Raw genomic sequence first — 18,944 nt, forward strand, 5'->3', positions numbered from 1 at the left:
CGCTCCGCGTCGATCCGAAGCGGCGGCGGCGCGCCACGGCAGCCGTCCGCTGCCAAAGGCAGCGCGGTGCAAAGGCGCAACCGCCCGGCAAGCGGGCAAGGTCCGGCGGCTGGCCTTCTATCGTTTCCAGCCGTGCCTTGGCCTGAGCGCCGGGCGCAACGGAGGAGGCCAGCAGCGCGCGGGTGTAAGGGTGGCGCGGCCCGGTGAAGAGCGCCTGCGTCGAGGCGCTCTCCACGATACGGCCGCCGTACATCACCGCCACGCGGTCTGCGACCCTCGCGACGACGCCGAGATCGTGCGTGATCAGGATCATCGCCGCGCCGGTGTCCGACAGCAGCGCCTTGAGGAGGTCCAGGATTTGAGCCTGCACGGTCACGTCAAGAGCCGTCGTCGGCTCGTCGGCGATTATCAGCGCCGGCTCGCAGGCGATCGCCATGGCGATCATCACCCGCTGGCGCATTCCGCCCGAGAACTGGTGCGGGTAGTCGTCCAGGCGCTCGCGCGCATCGGGTATGGAGACCTTGGCGAGCAGGTCTCCCGCCCTCGCCCGAGCCTCACGACGGCTGAGGCCCATGTGGACGCGCAAGGGTTCGGCGACCTGTTCGCCGATGGTCAGCACCGGATTGAGGGAGGACATCGGCTCTTGGAAGATCATCGCGATCCGGTTGCCACGCAGGGCACGGATGCCGCTCTCGCTTAGCCCGGTAAGCTCGAGGCCGTCGAAGGTCGCCCGTCCAGCCTCGATGCGACCGGCGTCGCCAAGCAGGCGCAGAAGCGAGAGCGCGGTGACGCTCTTGCCCGAGCCACTCTCGCCCACGATCGCGAGCGTCTCGCCGCGATCCACCGAGAAGGAGACTCCGTCCACCGCGCGCAGTGCGCCGCGGCGCGTGCGGAACTCGACGGCCAGGTTCTCGACCTCCAGGAGGCGGGTCATTCGAAGCCCATCCGCTCTTTGAGGTCGTGGTCGATCCAGATGCGGGCGTAGATCGGTCCGGGCCGCACGGCGCCGGCGCGCAACTCGCCCCCATAGTTGCGGACCCAGGGCCACCAGGCTGTGTAGAGGTAAGGCGTCGGCAGCCAGATGTAGGGTGCGTCGTCCATGATCTTGACGGTCAGCTCGCGCACCACGCGCACACGCTCGGCCTCGTCACGGATCATCACCATCCCGCGGATCTGGCGGTCCACTTCGGGATCTGAGTACATCGACGGGTTCCAGAGCTGCCCGGTCAGGAAGCTCTTCCTCAGGGTACTGGTTGGGCTGACATGGCCGGTGGTGAAGAGATAGGCCGGACCGTGCGTCCGCGTCGTCATCCGGGAGAGGAAGGCGCCGTATTCAAGCGGCTCAATGGTGACCTTCACGCCCACCTGGGCCCAGTAGTCGGTGATCACCGCCGCCAGGTCCAGGTGCGTGGGCGTGCAGGTGCAGACCTGCATCTTTGTAGAGAATCCGTTCGGGTAGCCTGCCTCCGCCAGCAGCTTGCGGGCCTTGGCCGGGTCGTAGACGAACAGCTCCTTCACCGAGGCCGGCATCTCCTCGAGCGGCTGGTAATAGGCGCCGAACTCCGGGTGCTGGGGATAGGCCATCAGCTCGGCCTGGCCCTCGTTCAGCTCCGAGACCAGGCGCTTCTTGTCGATGGCCATGTTCAGCGCGCGCCTGACGCGCACGTCGTCGAACGGCTTCTGGTCGACGCGGAGCGACACGATCGTGCCCTCGGGCTGAAGCCACCTGTGCCACCTAAGCTCAGGCGTGGTCTCCTGGAGGTGCTTCGCCATGGCCCATCGCACGGCCTCCAGGACGTCCAGCTTGCCGGTGCGGATGGCGGTGACGTAGGTCGCCTCGTCCTTGATGATCCGGTAGGTGACCCGGTCGACGAACGGCAGGCGCCGCGGCGCTCCCCCGATGGTCTCCACGCCCCAATACTGCGGATTCTTCGCGAAGGTCTGAACGCTACCCTGCAGGTACCGATCGAGCCTGAAGGGGCCCGTGCCGGTGACGTTGCGCCAGTCGCGCTGGTCGATGTTGGCCGCCTCGCGCGGCACAATCCCGGAGTAATAGCCAAAGCCGAACCGGTACGCCCATTCGACGGTGTAGTTCTTCATGTGGAACACGACCGTATGACGGTCGCGCGCCTCCACCCGCTCGATGTGGCTGAAGTACTCGGCGATCTTCTTCGGGCTGCGGTCCACGTAGTTGTAGCTGAAGACGACGTCGTGGGCGTCGAACTCGCGGGCCTTCATCACACCCGGTTTGTCGGGCCACATCACCCCGCGGCGCAGGTGGACCACCATGGTGAGCGGCCCCTCCCACTCCCAGCTTTCGGCCAGCTCCCCGCGCAGGGCCTCCTCGGGGATGTAGGCGTCCAGGGTGTAGGGATAGGGTCCGCCACGGCTGGTGGATTTCGACAGGTCCGCGGCGAAGAGCTGTTCGCGCACGTTGCCGGTGTCGTGGTTGCTCTTCCAGGTCCAGTCGGCCGGGTCCCACGAAAGGGCTGAGAGCGTAACAAACGCAGTGCCGACGTTCAGCTCGCCCCCGTATTGCGGCCTATCGGCTGGCGAGAGGGGCGGAACGACGCCCGTCCGCGGCGGTCCGCACGCCGCCAGCATCACGAAGGCCAAGAAGGCGGCGGCAATCCTCATCGGCTGCCCCGCATGCGCGGATCGAGCACGTCACGCAGGGCGTCGCCGAAGATGTTGATCGAAAAGACCGCCAGGGTGAGGCAGATCCCGGGCGCCAGCGCCAGCCAGGGCGCCACGTACATGTAGGAGCGTCCGGACCCGGTCAGCATCTCTCCCCAGGTCGCTGCGGGCGGCGGCACGCCCAATCCCAGGAACGACAGGCCCGCCTCCGCCAGGATCACCGCTCCGATACGCGACGTGAACAGCAGGATCACCACTGGGCCGATATTCGGCAGTATGTGGCGCCACAGGATGTGCAGCGGGGAGGCGCCGATCGCCTGCGCCGCGCGCGTGTAGGTGTTCTCGCGAACCGACATGACCGCGCCCCGTATGATCCGGGACCCGCCGATGCCGTAGAGCAGGCCCAGGACGACGATGATCTGGGTCATGCCGGGGCCGAGCACCGAAATGACCACGATCAGGAGCACCAGGTCGGGGAAAATCATCCAGGAGTCGACCATGCGCTGGGTGACCAGGTCGAAACGGCCGCCGAAATAGCCCGCGAGCATGCCGACAATGACGGAGATTACCGTCGCCAGGGCTGAGGTGAGCACGCCCACGAGCATCGAGGCCTGGCCGCCCATCAGCAGCCGAGAAAGTACGTCACGACCGAGATTGTCGGTGCCCAGCAGGTGTTGCACCGAAGGCGGCCGCAGGCGGTTGAAGACCTCGGTTTCGTTCTCGCCGTAGGGGGCCAGCGGGTGGGCGAACACCGCGCAGAACACGAAGAACAGGAACACCGCCGCGCCGACGGCGCCGAGGGGCTTCTCCCGGATCAGTCGCAGCGTTGCGCTGCGGACACCTTCCGCAGCCGCCGCAGGCGCCGCGGTTTCGAGGGTGACAGCGCTCATCCGTAGCGCACCCTCGGATCGAGGTAACCGTAGGCGAGGTCGACGAGCAGGTTGATGACCAGCACGGACACCCCGACCACCAGGAAGACGCCCGTCACGATCGGGTAGTCGCGTGCGAACACTGCGTCGAGGAACAGGGTGCCCATCCCCGGCAGCAGGAAGATCTGTTCCAGGATCACCGCGCCTCCGATCAGCAACGGCGCCTGCAGGCCGATGAGCGTGACCACCGGGATCAGGCTGTTGCGCAGGGCGTGCCGGAAGATCACCGCGCTCTCGCGCAGCCCCTTGGCGCGAGCCGTGCGGACATAGTCCTGGCGAAGCACCTCGAGCATCATGGTGCGCGTCATCCGCATGGTCACGGCCGACAGTGACAGTCCCAGCAGGATCGCCGGAACGAGGACGTGACTGAGGTTGCGCCACGGGTCCTGGAACAGCCCGACGAACTCCAGTTCGGGCGACCATCGCCACCAAACCGACGGGAACACCATGACCAGCGTCCCCAGCCAGAAGCCGGGGATCGACAGCATCAGCAGCGAAAAGGACCGCGCGACATAGTCGCCGGCGGTGTCCTGACGAATGGCGGAGTAGATCCCGATCGCAATGCCCACGCTGATGGAGACCAGGAGCGCGAGCACGCCCAGCTCAAGGGTGACCGGAAGCCGCTGCAGGATGAGCCGGCTGACCGGCGCATTCTCCCAAAGCGAATGGCCGAGGTCGCCCTGCAACGCCGCGCCTGCCCAGTTCAGATACTGGCGCCACATGGGTTGGTCCAGGCCGAGAGCCGCACGCAGGCTCTCACGGTCCTGGCTGCTTGCGACGTCGTTCTGGGCCAGCATCAGGTCGATGACGTCGCCGGGGATCATCCGGATGGTCAGGAAGACGATCAGGCTGGCGAAGACCAAAGTGGGGAAGAGCGCGAGAAGTCTGCGAAGGACGTAGGCGCCCATCTGGTCAGCCCCCCTGTGCGCGTGGAACGCCGCGCCGTGACAGGACCCGAGCTTGCCGAGCCGCGGCGCGGTGAGTCAATCTAAGTCGATACCGGTCACTCAAAGCTTCAACCCGGGAAAAGCTGGCGGAGCACTGCTGCTCCGCCAGAGGGGAGGAAGTTGGTGCGAAGCCCGGGGGCGGACTTCGCCTTGGATTCAGAAGCGCTTTCTCACGCCCACCTCGAAGGACCGGCCGAGCGGGTTGCCTGTGAAGGGGTCGTAGCCGTAGGGGAGCCGCGCGAAGGGCGGGTCCTTGTCGGCAAGGTTGAGGATCGAGGCGTTGAAGGTCGTGTCCCAGGGCAGCTCGACCCGGTAGTGGAGGTCGAACACCAGGTTGGCCTTCACGACGCCGCCGCCGGCGGTGACGTTGTTGGCCGGGTTCAGGACATAGCCGCCGCCCGGGTTCGTGTTCAGCGGCGCATTGATGACCGCCGGCCGGTCGTCCCTCAGCTTGCCGTCGTAGTCCGCCACCAGGCGAAGGCTGTGGATGCTCCAGCGGAACTCCGCGAAGGCGTTGGCCCGCCACTTGGGCACCTGGGCCGAGAGGTCGTAGTTGGCCTTGCCCAGTGCATCGAGCGGCGCCTGGATCGTCGCCCCGTTGAAGGTGAAGGCGCCCTGGCGGTACTTCAGCGTCTGGACGGCGGAGACCCCGAACGCCAGATCGCCGCCGAAGACGTCTGGCAGCCGGTATTCGATGTTGTAGTCGATGCCGGCCGTCTCGAGTTGTGGGCCGTTGACGTAGAAGGTCTGCACCGTGGCGATGTCCGCCCCGCGCGCCTGGGCGCAGGGGACGGTGAACTTGATGAACTGGGCGAACGGCGAGGCGCAATTGGCCGCGGCCGCCGAGTTGTTGCCGGGGATCACCGCCGCGGTGATCGAATTGAATGGCACGGCGGCAATCTGGTCTTCAATGCGGTAGTGCCAGTAGTCGACTGACGCCCGGATGCCATTCCAGTCCAGCAGCACGCCGACGCTGTAGTCGGTGCCCTTCTCGGGCTGCAGGTCCGGGTTGCCGACCGTCTCGACCGAACGCGACTGGTTCTGCGCCGCCGTGACCTGGGGCAGGCTGAGGGTGGAGCCCCCGAGGAGGTTGGCGGGCGGGTTACGGAAGGTGGTCTCGTAGGTGGCCCGAAGCGCGATGGGACCGATCACCTGCCACTTCGCCGCGATGCGCGGGTTAAGCGTGCTGGCCTCGCCGTAGCTCTCGTATCGAAGCGCGAGTTGCGCGTTCAGGGCTTCCGTGAACGGGAGGTTAAGCTCGCCGAAGACCGAGTTGGTCTTCTGGGTCACGTCGATCGGAGTGTTCACGCCCAGGAAGATGAAGGGCCCGGTGCGGGCGAGGCAGCTCGAGTCGCCCGGAATGGTGCAGGGGGTGACACGGGCGTCCAGGTACGGGTCGATGGTCGAGGACAGGCCGTTCAGCCGGTACTGGTAGCCGACCGCCCACTTAGGAGCGCCGCCGGGGAGCTCGAACGGCAGGGCGCCGTCCACGGCGGCGTCGGCCACGAAGAGTTCCGTCTCCCGCAGCCCGAAGCCCTGGTAGAACAGGTGCTTCACCACGTCATCGCGGTTGGCCAGAGCCGGCACGAAGGCCGGGTTGCTGCCGCCCAGGGCGGTGTCGGTCTGAACCGCGCTGCCGAAGGGGTTGTAGTAGTAGCAGTTGGCCGCCGCATTGCCCGCGTCGGCGGGGTTGGTGGACGTGCAGTTCGGGCCGCCGAACCCCCGCAGGGCGCGGTCCAGGCGGGTGGCGAGCATGTCCTTGCCCGTCTCGTAGAATTCGTTGTGGCCTACCGTCAGGGCCACGTCGAAACCGATGCCGGCGAAGAGGTCGCCGTTCACCGAGGTCGAGACCCGCCACATCTCCGCTTCACGCTTCAGCTGCTGTCCGCCGCGTCCGCCGGTGGTCTGGTTGCCGCCGGCCGCGAGCGGCCGCCACTGGCCGGCGTTGGGGTTCACCTGGACGATGGAGGCGATCTGCGCCTCGGAATAGCCGGCGGTGCGCAGGAAGTTCAGCGCGCCCGGATTGCTCACGGGGATGGTGAAGAGCGGCGCGCTCGTGCCGGCGATCCCGTAGCTGGGACCGTAGCCCGGCGACACACGGTAGTCAGGGAGCTCGGTCCGCGACCACAGCGCCTCGGCGTGCCAGTTGATCGTGTCCGTGAGCTTGAAATTGACCTCACCGTACACCTGGTACTGGTGGGTCTCCTCGACGAGGTTGTCGTAGGGCACGTAGCTCCAGTAGCAGGCCGGCGCGGCGCCCACGGCGCCGCCGACGAAGCCCGGGAAGGTGTTGAAGGCGCCGCACGCCGGGTCGCGTACCAGGCCGCTGGCCGGCGCATTGGGAAGGTTCGCGGGGACGACCGGCGTGCCTGAGGTGGACACACCTGGCGTCTGGGGCGTGGAAAAGGCGCGATAGACGCCGGGGTTGCCGAGGCCGGAGAAGGCCTGCGGGTTCTCCCAGTAGCGGCGCACCACCCAGTCGCGCTCGACGCTGGCGAGCTGGCCGCGGTGCTGGTAGCCCGCCGTCACCAGGACATTGGCTTGGTCCGAGGACCACCCCCAGAGCGCGGCGAGGGTGCCGTCCGGCTGGTCGGCGCCGGGGATGTAGCGGTAGTCCGCCGCGAGCTCCAGGCCGTTGAGGTCTGTGCGCGTGATGAAGTTCACCACGCCGGCCATGGCGTCCGAACCATAGATGGTCGAGCCGCCGCCCCTGAGGATCTCGACGCGCCCGATGGCGGCCACGGGGAGCAGGTTGGTGTCCACCTGCGCATTGGCCCCGGAGTTCGGCGCGCGGCGCCCATTGATGAGCACCAGGGTGCGCTGCGAACCGAGGCCGCGAAGGTCGAGCGAGCCCACTCCGATCGCGCCTCCGGCGCTCGCCGGGAACTGGTTGGAGTCGCCGAGCACTCCGGCGACGCCGGGCAGCTGCTTGATGATCTCGAGCGCAGACGGGTTGCCCTGGCGCTGAAGGGTGTCGGCGGTGATGACGTCCACCGGCAGCGCCGCGTCCTCTGGCGTGCCGGCGATCAGCGATCCGGTGACCACGACCTCCTCCACCACGCTCGGTGCGGCAGTCTGCGCGTAGGCGGGAGCGCCGGCCATGGCCGCGGCCAAGGCCGAGATCGCCGTCGTGGTCCACAAGGCACGATTTCGCAAAGTCCCCTCCCCTTCGGTTCGTTTCCTCGCCGTCCCCGCCGCTGCTGGGCGAGTGACTCGGCCGCGCCGTCGGTTCAAAGACGCTGCACAGGACGATAACATGCAGCAAATTCGTAGCAAGCTTTTTGAATTGAGTGTCCGGTTTGTAATGAGAGCCCCTTACCGCTGATCTCTCTTATGAGGCGAGCAAACGCCACCTGGACGTTTTTTCTTGAAGATTATGTCACTTTGTACGACCCTTGCACGGGGACTGCAGCCGCTCGACGCGGCGCGCGAGGGGTAGCTGGCATGGGCACGAGCAGGTCTGAGGCCGTCGCGCGGCTCACGACGGCCGGCGAGCCCCTCGAGATCGGGGTCGAGCCGGTGGGCGGCGTTCCGACGCGCGTGTTCCGGCGCGCGCCTCCCACGCTTCTCGCACTGGCGGACCGCGCTGTTGAGTTTTTCGGAGAGCTGCCGTTCCTCGTCTTCGATCAGGAGCGCCTGACCTTCCGCGAGGTGGGCGAGACCGCCGCGCGACTGGCCAGCGGGCTGCGCGATCTCGCCGGCGTCGGGCCCGGCGATCGCGTCGCCATCGCCATGCGCAACTACCCGGAGTGGGTGACCGCGTTCATCGCCATACAGAATCTCGGGGCCGTGGCGGTGGCCATGAACGCCTGGTGGACGCCGCGCGAACTGGCGCTGGCCCTCGCCGATGCAGAGCCGAAGGTCATCTTCGTGGACGCCGAACGGCTGGAGCGGCTCCCCTGCGAAGCCGACATGGGCGGGCTCGTAGCCGTCGCCGTGCGGACTGATGCAGGCCGCAGGCGCGACGTCGTCCGCTACGACTCGCTGCTGACGTCTTCGCTTACAGACCCCTTCTCGGCGGCGTCTCCGGACGACGAGGCCCTGATCATCTACACCTCGGGCTCCACGGCCGCTCCGAAGGGCGCGGTCTCGACACACCGGAACATGATCCAGGCGCTGTTCTCGTGGCGCCTCGACGCCGCCGCCGACGCCGTCGCCGCGGGGCGGCCGCCGCCCGACGAGACCCGCGACCCGCCGACCGCCCTCCTCCTCCCCGTGCCGCTCTTCCACGTATCCGGCAGCCACGTGGGCCTGCTCACGAGCCTGCTCACCGGACGGAAGCTCGTGCTCATGCACAAATGGGATCCGGAGGCCGCGCTCGATCTGATCGAGCGGGAGACGGTGACGCATTTCACCGGTCCGTCGGCCGTGACCGGCGACCTTGTGCTGACCGCGCGGCGGGCCGGGCGGCGGCTGGACAGCCTGTTGAGCGTCGGCGGCGGCGGGGCGCCGAGGCCACCGGAGCAGGTGCGAGCCATCCCGGACGCCATTCCGACCGCCGAAGCCAACATCGGCTGGGGCATGACCGAAACCAACGCTATCGGCACGGGCCACAGCGGCGCCGCCTACCAGGCCCACCCGACCAGTTCAGGGCTGCCTTCTGCGATCCTGGACTTCCGCGTCGTCACGGAGCTGGGCGTCGAACTCCCCGAGGGAGAGGCCGGCGAGCTCCAGGTGCGAGGCGCCACGGTGATCCGGCGCTACTGGCGCAAGCCCGCCGAGACCGCGGCGTCCTTCCATGACGGCTGGTTCCGCACCGGCGACCTGGCCCGGCTGGAGGGGGGCCGTCTCTATATCCTCGACCGGCTGAAGGACATGGTCCTACGTGGCGGAGAGAATATAAGCTGTCCGCAAGTCGAGGCCGAACTGGCGGAGCATCCCTGCGTGGCCGAGGCCGCGGTGTTCGGCGTCCCCCACGAGCGGCTTGGGGAGCAGCTTGCGGCGGTCGTCACCACACGTCCGGGCGCCCGGGGCACGGAAATGGAGCTGCGCCATTTCCTCGGGCAGCGGCTCGCCGCCTTCCAGGTGCCCCACGCCATCAAGCTGGTGACCGAGCCTCTGCCGCGGACCGCCTCGGGCAAGATCGCCAAGCGCCTGCTGCGCGACGCCTGGGTGGCTGGTATGGCGACGGGGGCGCCCAACTCCGCCTCAGGCACGGCGCCTCAGATGGCTTCACGCACCCGATGACCAGCGCCCCGCCCAAGCAGATCAAGACGAAGGCGTCGCGGCGGCCCAGCAAGTCGGCCGCAGTGGAGCGCGTCTACAGCGCCGCCGTTCAGCAGAAGCGCGAAGCGATGCTGGGGCAGATCCTTCGGGCGGCCACGCGCCGTCTCAACCGGGTGGGGCTCTCCAACACCACGATGGAGGACACCGCGGGCGATCTGAACCTCCTGCCCGGCGCCCTCTACCACTACGTCAAGGACAAGCAGGAGCTCGCCTATCTCTGTCTGAAGCGCGGCTGCGAACTGCGGCGCGAGCAGCTCGAGCGGGCCGACGAGCGCGGGCTGGACGGGCTCGAAAAGGTCCGGCGTTACCTGCGCAGCGTGCTGCGCACCGGACAGTCCCGTATGCCGGTCTTCCACGAGATCAACTCGCTGGCCGAGCCCTACCGCAGCGAGGTCCGCGAGCTGGTGCATGCCAACAACCAGCGCCTGCGCCGCTTCCTCGCTGAGGGACAGCAGGACGGCACGGTGGCAGACGCGGACCTGGGCCTCACGACGCTCGCCATCATCAGCATCGTGGACTGGGTGTCCTTCTGGTACTCGAAGGACTTGGGCTACACGCCCGAACAGGCATCCGCGGAGATCGACGACATCGTCACCCACGGTGTCTACCGGCGCGACCTGCCGCCGATCGAGTTTCCACCCGTCGACCTGGACATGCTCGGCGCGCCGGGACCTCCGGCGCCCGCAGAGGCCAAGCGGCACGCCATCCTGAGAGCTGCGCTGCACGCCTTCAACCGGCATGGCTTCGGTGGGACCTCGATCGAGATGATCGCGGCCGACCTCGGGGTCACCCGGCAGACCATCTACCGTCAGTTTCGCGATAAGGAAGAACTGCTGTTCCACGCCCTGCAGCGGGCCCAGTCGTTCAACGACGCCCGGGCTCAGATCCCGGCCGGCTGCCACATCGTCGACGAGGAGGTCCTGCTGCGGCGGGCCCTTTTCCATGGCCACGCCACCGAGGCCGGCCCGATGCGGACCTACGCCCTGCTCACCTCCCTGTCGGAGACCCACCGGAAGGAGCTGATGAGCAACCTGGAGGGGGTGATGAGCCTGGACCTCGGCCGGATTCAGGTGGGTCTTGATCAAGGCTTCTACCGACGGGTCGACCTGTTCATCGCCGAGCGCGTGCGATCCGGCCTCTACAGCTGGTTCCCCATCTGGTTCGACCCCAAGGGACCGAACACACCGATCGAGATCGCCGACAACCACACCGCCCTCTTCCTCTACGGACTCAAGCCGCGCGCGCACCCCGAGCGGTTCAGCGGCGCCGAGGCATCAAAACGCTCTCGTCGTGCCCCGCGCGCAGGATCGGAGAGCTGAATGTTCGCCACGCCTGTTGGTCCCGTGGAGCCCGGCTCCAGCGTCATAGCCGGGCCGTTGCGCTCGCCGCGCAACCTGCTCGGCGCGCAGACCTACGGCGACCACGCGTCCATTCACGACGACGACACTGCAAGGAAGCTGGGCTTTCGCGGGGGGACGATCGAGGGTCCGACCCACTTCAGCCAGTTCGCGCCTCTGGGCGCGGCGCTGTGGGGTGAGGACTGGATTCGGCGCGGCTGCGTCTCCGCTCACTTCCGCAACCCTTCCTACGACGGGGAAGAGGTCCGCGCCTTCGCCGACAGTTCCACGGCGGGAGATCGGTGGGCTCGCATCTGGATGACTAAGCCGGACGGTACCGAGATCCTCACCGGCAGCATGTCGATCGGGCCCGATCACCCAGTGACGGCGCTCGACGAACGCCTGGCTGGGCTGCGGCCGCTGACCGAGCCATTGCGGATACTCAGCGAGGCCCAAGTCGGCATGCGCTCGGCGCGCCAGTCGGTCGACATCTCCTCGACTCTCCAGATGGGCGATCTCTATCCCTTCACGCTGCAGCAGAAGCTGCAGGTCATCACCGAGCCGTCACCCATCTATGCAGGTGCGGAGAATTCTTTCGGTAGGGCCACTCTCCCGATGGAAATGATTAGCGTCCTCACGCAGTACGACGCGCCTCCGCTCTTCCAGGCGGACCCCCGAGCCATCGGCCTATTCGCAGACCAGGAGATCCGCCTGCTGCAGGGGCCACTGTTCCCTGACGAGCCCTATGAGCTCGACCGGGAAATCGTCGCCCTGAGCGGCAGCCGCCGGACAGAGAGCGTCTGGATCCGGAGCCGAATCTACGCCCCTGACGGGGAGATGCCGTTGGCGAGCGTCCTGCTCAACAGCGCCTATCTGAAGGACTCCATTTAGCAAGTCGGCAGAGCGGAGCGGATCAACCAGCCTGACTTCCAAAAAAGGGGAGGAGGTTTGCCGTCTTACGGGCCGGCAGGACAGCGAAGCGGAGGACGGCATGTCGTTGCCGGGCGGCAGGACCCGGTCAGATCAGCCGCGAAGAGGCCAGGGGGGCTCGATGGCGGAGACTGCAGTTACCATGCCGCGATGGCTGGCCAACATGTTAACTCATGTTAATCGAGCGCGGGTGAGCCGCGCACGGCAGCGGATCGGCATTGATGCCCACGTATCGAGTCACCTACACGTCTTCCAACGGTGCCCGATCCTCCAACGTCTGCGTCTACCCAGACGATGCGGCGGCCATTAGGAGCGCGCGCCTTGCACTGTCAGCACACCTCATTTCGGGAGTCGTAGGTCTGGTGACGCGAGAAGGCGACCACGCCCGCTGTCTCGGCGAGTGGCACTGGAGCGACAGCGAGCCTGTGTGGTGCAAAGCCGACGAACTGAGGATGCGGGCTGCCCGCTAGGACCCGGCCTTCACGACGAGAGCCACTGATCCGACGCTGACGGCAGCGGCGATGGGCCGAGGAGGGCCAAATGCGTCGTAAGCCGACCTGACGCGGGAGCTGAGACGTGGACGTCCCGTGTCGGGGCCCCGGAGCGGACGTTCTGAAGGTCGGCTCGGGGTGGAAAGCTGACATCTGATCGCCACCCTTGATTAGAGCGGGATTACAACCTGGCTGACAGTGGGCGAGTTATCGGAGAGCTTTCTAACGCGGGCTCCATGGAAGATGGCGGAAAGCTTGAACTGATTGGTCTCGATCGATGCCGCGAACATCGACTTCCCCAAACGTTCCGACCATTGATGAGCCAACGGGTCCTGGTTCGGGGCATCCAGTCCCGGATAGGCGAGAGACCAGTTGACTCCCCACACATATCCTTCGGGATTACCCGCCGCCTCCCACGCAGGGTAGTCCGTAAAGAGGTCGTCCCACGAGATTGGCCACACATCATCACGAACCCGCGTCTCGACGTGAACGTCCACGACGTGGGTGAGTGTCAGTTGGAACGTACCCCCGGCCTCTACGATGAAGACGTAGTCTCGACCGTGCGGTGAGAACCCGTGGCTCATGACCCCAAAATCCATCTCAGGGAGCCAACCCCGGATTACGGCTCGCAACGGGTTCTCTGGCAACGGCCACACCTCATTGATGATGGCTGGCAAGCTAGGCCGCACAAGCGCGGTCCGCTATGGGTCGCAAGCGGATATCAGCTTCGGCCTGCAGAGCCGACATTCGCATCTTCCGAAGCTACCTTCCGCACAGCTTGCGATGAAAGCGGCCGCTCGGCGGGCGGCGACCCAAAGCCCCCGCGACGCAGGCGGCCAGAGGGGCGAGTAGTGGTGATCATCGCGCTACTCACGCACGGCATGATCTGCGGCGCGCGAGGCACGTGCACGCGGCCGGAGCTGCGGCCGAGGTCGCGGGACGCTGGATGGTCCACATGCGCAAGGCGTCCGGCCCAGCATCCAGGGATAATGCAAGCTGTGCATTGAGATATATTCTTCCGCGGAACGGCATTCTGCCGATTGATGAGCCGAGTTCGAAATGTAAATCTCAAATACAAGAGTTCACGAATAACGCATTTGCTCTAACGGCGAGGCCGCTCTGCCTACGATCACAGCGGCTATGGCATCTATTTTCCTGCAACTCATGGTGAATTACCGTGGCCGTCACAGAGCAACTCCGCTTGAAATCAGCCGGCCTGGTGACCGCGAGTTCAGTCACGCCCCAGGCAGTGGACGACGCGGCTGAGGTCTCCCAGAACGGGAGCGTCACGATCGATCTTCTGGAGAATGATCGTGGCGGCGGAGCAAGGAGCGTCTACTCGGTCGACGAGGCGGGCACGACAGGCGCAGCATCTTCGTCCACGCTGCTGAGCGGGGCGCTGGTCACCCTAGTCGACGGAAACCTCCTCTACGACCCTAACGGCAAATTCGACTTTCTGGGCACGGGCAGCACGGCGACCGACACGTTCGAGTACCTGCTGCAGGTGGGCAACGGCGCCATCAGCAAGGCGACCGTCACGATCACTGTGATCGGTGAAAACGACGCGGCGGCCATCGGGGAGCTCGGCGATCACGAGGTGACCGAAGACGAGTCCCCGATCACGCTGACGGCGACGGGGCAACTCGCCGTGGTAGACGTAGACAACGGCGAAGCCTTCTTCTCTTCAGAGGTCGCCGCCGCAGAAGGAAACCTCGGCTCGCTTACTCTGGCGGCCGACGGTAGCTATGCGTTCCAGGTTTCCAATGCCGCGGCTCAGCACCTAGGCGCTGGCGACACGAAGGTCGACACCTTCACCGTCCTGACCCTCGACGGGACTTCGAAAGAGCTCAGCTTCACCGTTCACGGTGCAGCTGACGTATCGAACGTTCTGCTGCGACCTGTAGCGCTGGGCCAAACGATTGAAGACTCCTGGGTCGGATCGGACATCTCGACCGTCACCAGGACGACCGCTTTCGGCTCGACGACCACCGTGCACCGCTCTGGCTGGAACGACAGAAGCGACGAGGTCGCAGACCGGGTCCTGGTCTTCGACCCCCTTTCGAGCGGCCCGATGCAGGCCAAAAATCAAGGTGGCGACCCGGTGATCGGTTCGCAGACCATCTTCAAGGAATATCTCGGAACCGCGAACACCGAACAGGTCGTGCGGAATTACCAATACACTTACATTCAGGACATCCGCTCCGTAGCCGAGTTCGCGCTCACAGGCCCGGTGTCGAACGCCACCCTGGTGTTCGAAAGCGCTGGATCGATGGATTTCAACGCCTTCGTGTTCTCACTCTATGCAGGAGACGGCGTCGTGACGGCCACGGATCGTTCTGCCGGGGCCGGCGACGTGGCTGGCACGTGGAACGCTGCGACGCGCAGGTTCGAGGTTGATCTCGATGAGGCATTGATCAACCAGCTACTTGCCAACGGAGCCACCCACATTGGCGTAAACGTCCGCGCGACAGGACCATTTGTCGGCCAGGATTATAGTACGCCAAGCTTCACCGACGTCGTCTACGACGATGGCCCGGGCGGTTCGGTCGACTACCATCAGACGACCACCAGCTACCACGTGGAAAACATCCACAGCGCCTTCTTCCAGGCTCAACGGCCGATCCTGGATATTACTTACATCGGCTGAAGCCGACGTGCTGGTCACCGGATGATGCCGCATGGACGCGTAGAGGTGCCGACAAGCGGATCTAGGCAGGTCCCAGCCGACAGCGACGCTCCAGCCATCAGCAGAGCGGGCAGCCGGCATCAACCTAGTGCACTCAATCGGACTGCCTGAGGTCTGAAGCCGACCTACTTTTCCGGCCTTAGAGCGGACGTCCCGAACGTTGGCTCATAGTCAGGAGCAGGCCTCCAAGGCCTCTCGGGAAGCCGTCCCCACATGTCGGTCCTTCAGCGGACTGGACCGACTGAGAGTGCTCTGGCGCGCGAACGGATATGGAAGGAATGGCGAACTCAGTGCACCCGATTTGCACACGCGCCCGCGTAAGTCATTGATCTATTTCGTTCTCCCTGCCCAGTCCATCATAGGTGCAACGGAGAGGCGGTGGGGCGGGTGGGTCGTCACCGCGCCTGGGTAGGCGAGAAGGGCCGCTTTCGCAAAATCACCCGACGACGCGGCCGCCGACCAGCGTGGCGCGGACCAGCTCGGCGGAAGGCGTGGCGAGCGCCTCCTGCAGGGGGACCTTGAGCAGGCAGAGGTCGGCGGGAGCGCCCACGGCCACGCGTCGCGGCGAGCCGCCCGGCTCAGCCGGGGCGGTCAGGTACATGGCGAGGGCGGCGGCGGCGTCGACGCGCTCCGCCGCGCCGAGGGTGCGCCCCGCGAGGGTGCGGCGCTCGATGGCGGCGGCGATGCCGGCCCACGGGTCGGGAGACGCGTAGGGCGCGTCGGAGCTGCCGGCGACAGGCACGCCGGCGGTGCGCAGGCTGGCGCAGCGGTAGAGGTCGGGCTGCTCTGCGGGGTCGACCTGCGCCAGATAGCGGTCGCCGCGCTCGCGCACGAAGGCCGGCTGGGTGACGACGGTGAGGCCGAGCGCCTTCAGCTGCGCGATGGCGGCCCGCGGGATCACCCCGCCGTGCTCGATCCGGTCGCCGGGCCGCGCGCCCGCGGACTCGAAGGCAGCCAGCGTCAGCGCGAGCTCGCCGGCGGTGACGCAATGGACGGCGACCGCCCGGCCCTGGCTCCGCGCGCCGCCGATGCGATCGGCGAAGTCGTCGAGGTCCGGCAGGTCGGCGTCGTCCAGCAGCACCTTCACCGGCCCCACCGCGAAGGCGCCGTCGGCCGGCGCCTCAAGCGGCGCGCCGCTCATGAGCGTTAGGCGCTGCGGCAGGGCGCCTTCGCGATGGGCCTCCGCCAGGCGCGCGGCGGACGCTGCGTCCGTGGTGACGCTGGCGTCGGTCAGGGCAGTGATCCCATAGCCGGCGAGCTTCCCGCCGATGGGCGCGAGCGGCGGCGGGTCGGGCGCAAGCTGGCCTCGAAGCCAGGCGTCTGCGCGCCACAGCCAGCCTTTGTCGGGATCGGAGCCGGGCGGCGGCTCTGGCCCGAGGCTCGCCCAGGCGAGACTGTTGAGCACCCACAGCGCACCGGTCTGGTGCTGCACCCTCACGCGATGGGCGGGGGCGAGGTCATCGAGCGCTGCACGGGTAAGCTGGCCCGCGATCGTCTCGTGATAGCCGGTGACCCGCACCCAGGCGCCGGGCGGGCGTTCGACGAGCGTAGTTTCGATGCGCGCCGCGAACCCTCGTGCGTCGGTGACGCCATCCAGCACGACCGAGTCCGCCCGCGCGGCCAGGCCGAAGAGATGGATGTGGTGGTCGACGAGGCCCGGGATCAGCGCCCCGCCCTGGCCATCCAGCTCGTCGGGCCCGCGCAAGCCTCGCCCGATCTGCGCGATGCCGCCCCGCTCGATGCGGACATCGACGCCGGGGCGGCCGTCCACCTCCACGTCGCGCAGGATCACGCCGCCGCCTCCAGGTCACAAAGGCTAGCCGCGCCGGCCGCGCAGACGGCCAGGCCGGCGTCCACCACGCACGATCGACGCTCTGTCAGCGCCCGCAGCGCGCCGGCGGCGGCCGCAAGGCCGGTGACAGGGTCGGCGAGCGCGTCGCCCAGGAACTGCGGGACCCCATCGCTCCAGCGCACGAGCCCGCCCGCCGCCGCGGCATCATCGCCGAAGGCTGCGCGGTCGCGCGCGTCTTCCCAGCCGTAGCCGCTGATCGCCACCCAGATAAGCCCGGGGTTTGCCTGCGCCATCCGGTGCGGATCGAGCCCGAGCGAGGCGAGGCCGCGCCGCCGCGCGCTGGTGATCAGCACGTCCGCGGCGGCGACCTGCGCGAGCAGCCGAGCGCGGCCGACGGCGCTCGACAGGTCGAGGCGCAACTCGGTCTTCTTTCCGTTCAGCCGCCGGAATAACTCGGGCGTGTGCTCGCGGGTCGGGTCTGGCCGCCGCAGGCTCTCCACCTTGACCACGTCCGCGCCGGCCTCGGCCATTATCGCGCCGCACAGCGGACCGGCCCAGAGCGCCGAGAGGTCCACGACCCTTGAGGTTCGGTCGCGCGCCGAGCCCGCACCCAGCGGCAGCGTGGGCGCATCGGGCGTGCGGGCCGACACCTCCCCTACCAGTCCGACGGGCAGGCCCAGCTCCGCGGCGTCCGCGGCCAGGTCCCGGGCCGGCCGCAAAGGTGCGATGGCCGAGATCGCCGCCCACGGCTCGGCGCCCCACTCGCAGCCCAGCCAGGCGGGGACCAGCTGGCGGTCCTCTTCCCGGGCGAGGTTCACGGCGATCCACCGGTCGGCCGCGCGAACCAGGCGGCAGGCGCCGTTTGGCGATCGCAAGCCGGGCTCCGCCAGCGGCAGGTGCCCCGCCCGATCGGTGATGCCGAGCGCGGGGACGTCCACCCGCCCGCCGGTCAGCGCCGCGATCTCGGCCGACAGGCGCTCGAGCGCAGGCGCGATGGGGTTCACGGCGGCTCCACCGCGTCCACGAGGCCCCACCCGAGCGCGGTCTGCGCATCGAGGGTCGTCCCGGAAATGGCGAGCCAGCACGCGCGGCGGCGTCCGATGCGGCGGGGAATGGAGACGGTCCCGCCGGCGCCGGGGATCAGGCCCATCCCCACCTCCGGCAACCGGAAGGTCGCGTCGGGGGCCGCGACCAGCCGGCCGGCGGCCGCGGGCGCCTCGATACCCGCGCCGACGCAGGCGCCGTGCACCCGCGCCGTCAGTCGGGAGCCCAGTGCGTGGGCCAGGCGGGCCGGCGAGCGCATCATGCGGATCAGGTGCGCCTCGCCGACGTCCGCGGCCCGGCCGAATTCGTCCAGGTCGCCGCCGGCGCTGAAGGCAGGCCCCTCCCCCGTCAGCACCACGGGGCCCTGCTCGCCGAGGGCGAAGGCGAGCGCCTCGCAGAGTTCGTCGCGCAGGCGCGCGTCGAAAGCGTTGCGCGCGCCTGGTCGGGTCAGACGGATATGGATCGTCTCGTCTCGTTCCACCGCCACCCGCGGCGCGCCGTCGTCCGGCCGCTCGCGGGCAGGGTTCGCCCCGCGCCAGGCGCGGAACCCGTCCGAGGCCAGCAGCATGGAATAGGCCAGCGACTCCAGGGTCAGCGCCTGGTCGAAGGTGAGCTTCAGGCTGACCCGCAGGAGCTGGGCCGCGGCGGCTGCCGCGATCGGCTGGCGCTCGATTGCGTCTCGCAGCGCGTCCGCCGCGGCATCCAGATCCCCGACGCCGACCCACGGGAAGATCGCCGCGGGCTTGGCGCTCAACAGGATGTCGTAGGGCTCGAGCCCGGTGCGCGGCAGGGGGCCGCTTCGGTGCAGGCCGATCCGCACCCGCCCCGGCTCTCGGGCGGGCTCTGCGGCGCCCACCTCAACGACGTCGACCCCGGCGCCTCCGAGGTCCGTCAGGGTGGCGAGGAGGTCGTCCGCCACGGCCCC

12 protein-coding genes and 1 pseudogene are annotated in these 18,944 nt (G+C 67.8%); 4 read left to right on the plus strand and 9 right to left on the minus strand.

Features of this window, described 5'->3' with window-relative positions; translation table 11 throughout:
• Positions 1 to 55: 55 nt before the first annotated feature.
• The 5 genes and pseudogenes from VIL76_RS19760 to VIL76_RS09305 all read right to left on the minus strand — a co-directional run.
• Positions 56 to 934 (minus strand): annotated as a pseudogene (locus VIL76_RS19760) (ABC transporter ATP-binding protein); the annotation flags it as partial.
• Positions 931 to 2,637 (minus strand): ABC transporter substrate-binding protein, encoded by a 1,707-nt coding sequence (locus tag VIL76_RS09290; RefSeq protein ID WP_332044740.1) that lies wholly within the window; start codon positions 2,635 to 2,637, stop codon positions 931 to 933. The pseudogene VIL76_RS19760 and the gene VIL76_RS09290, both read right to left, overlap by 4 nt.
• Complete coding sequence (locus tag VIL76_RS09295; protein ID WP_332044741.1) at positions 2,634 to 3,527, minus strand: ABC transporter permease; 894 nt, start codon at positions 3,525 to 3,527, stop codon at positions 2,634 to 2,636. Before VIL76_RS09295 ends, VIL76_RS09290 begins: the two co-directional genes overlap by 4 nt.
• On the minus strand, positions 3,524 to 4,474 hold the full coding sequence (locus VIL76_RS09300; RefSeq protein WP_332044742.1) for an ABC transporter permease: 951 nt from the start codon (positions 4,472 to 4,474) through the stop codon (positions 3,524 to 3,526). The genes VIL76_RS09295 and VIL76_RS09300 overlap by 4 nt, the downstream gene beginning before the upstream one ends.
• Positions 4,475 to 4,669: 195 nt before the next feature.
• Positions 4,670 to 7,669: a TonB-dependent receptor plug domain-containing protein gene (locus VIL76_RS09305; RefSeq protein ID WP_332044743.1), complete on the minus strand. Its 3,000-nt coding sequence runs from the start codon at positions 7,667 to 7,669 to the stop codon at positions 4,670 to 4,672.
• Between the two features lie 288 nt (positions 7,670 to 7,957).
• Between VIL76_RS09305 and VIL76_RS09310 the strand changes: the two genes are divergently transcribed.
• The 3 genes from VIL76_RS09310 to VIL76_RS09320 are packed head-to-tail and all read left to right on the plus strand — an operon-like array spanning position 7,958 to position 11,967.
• On the plus strand, positions 7,958 to 9,700 hold the full coding sequence (locus tag VIL76_RS09310) for a class I adenylate-forming enzyme family protein (RefSeq protein WP_332044744.1): 1,743 nt from the start codon (positions 7,958 to 7,960) through the stop codon (positions 9,698 to 9,700).
• Positions 9,697 to 11,058: a TetR family transcriptional regulator gene (locus VIL76_RS09315; RefSeq protein ID WP_332044745.1), complete on the plus strand. Its 1,362-nt coding sequence runs from the start codon at positions 9,697 to 9,699 to the stop codon at positions 11,056 to 11,058. The genes VIL76_RS09310 and VIL76_RS09315 overlap by 4 nt, the downstream gene beginning before the upstream one ends.
• Positions 11,059 to 11,967 (plus strand): hypothetical protein, encoded by a 909-nt coding sequence (locus tag VIL76_RS09320; RefSeq protein ID WP_332044746.1) that lies wholly within the window; start codon positions 11,059 to 11,061, stop codon positions 11,965 to 11,967.
• A 700-nt stretch (positions 11,968 to 12,667) separates the two neighbouring features.
• Here VIL76_RS09320 and VIL76_RS09325 read toward each other — a convergent pair.
• Positions 12,668 to 13,081, minus strand: coding sequence for a hypothetical protein (locus tag VIL76_RS09325; RefSeq protein ID WP_332044747.1), 414 nt, complete (start codon positions 13,079 to 13,081; stop codon positions 12,668 to 12,670).
• Between the two features lie 593 nt (positions 13,082 to 13,674).
• Between VIL76_RS09325 and VIL76_RS09330 the strand changes: the two genes are divergently transcribed.
• The gene (locus VIL76_RS09330) at positions 13,675 to 15,144 is read left to right on the plus strand and encodes a VCBS domain-containing protein (RefSeq protein WP_332044748.1); all 1,470 of its coding nucleotides are present in this window, start codon (positions 13,675 to 13,677) and stop codon (positions 15,142 to 15,144) included.
• A gap of 475 nt (positions 15,145 to 15,619) precedes the next feature.
• Here the strand turns inward: VIL76_RS09330 and VIL76_RS09335 are convergent, their stop codons facing one another.
• The 3 genes from VIL76_RS09335 to VIL76_RS09345 are packed head-to-tail and all read right to left on the minus strand — an operon-like array spanning position 15,620 to position 18,938.
• The gene (locus tag VIL76_RS09335; protein ID WP_332044749.1) at positions 15,620 to 16,975 is read right to left on the minus strand and encodes an amidohydrolase family protein; all 1,356 of its coding nucleotides are present in this window, start codon (positions 16,973 to 16,975) and stop codon (positions 15,620 to 15,622) included.
• Positions 16,972 to 17,979, minus strand: coding sequence for a CoA transferase (locus VIL76_RS09340; RefSeq protein WP_332044750.1), 1,008 nt, complete (start codon positions 17,977 to 17,979; stop codon positions 16,972 to 16,974). Before VIL76_RS09340 ends, VIL76_RS09335 begins: the two co-directional genes overlap by 4 nt.
• Positions 17,976 to 18,938: an enoyl-CoA hydratase/isomerase family protein gene (locus VIL76_RS09345; RefSeq protein ID WP_332044751.1), complete on the minus strand. Its 963-nt coding sequence runs from the start codon at positions 18,936 to 18,938 to the stop codon at positions 17,976 to 17,978. The genes VIL76_RS09340 and VIL76_RS09345 overlap by 4 nt, the downstream gene beginning before the upstream one ends.
• Between the last annotated feature and the right edge of the window lie 6 nt (positions 18,939 to 18,944).

It is taken from the genome of Phenylobacterium sp. (assembly GCF_036563285.1).
Lineage (GTDB): Bacteria > Pseudomonadota > Alphaproteobacteria > Caulobacterales > Caulobacteraceae > Phenylobacterium.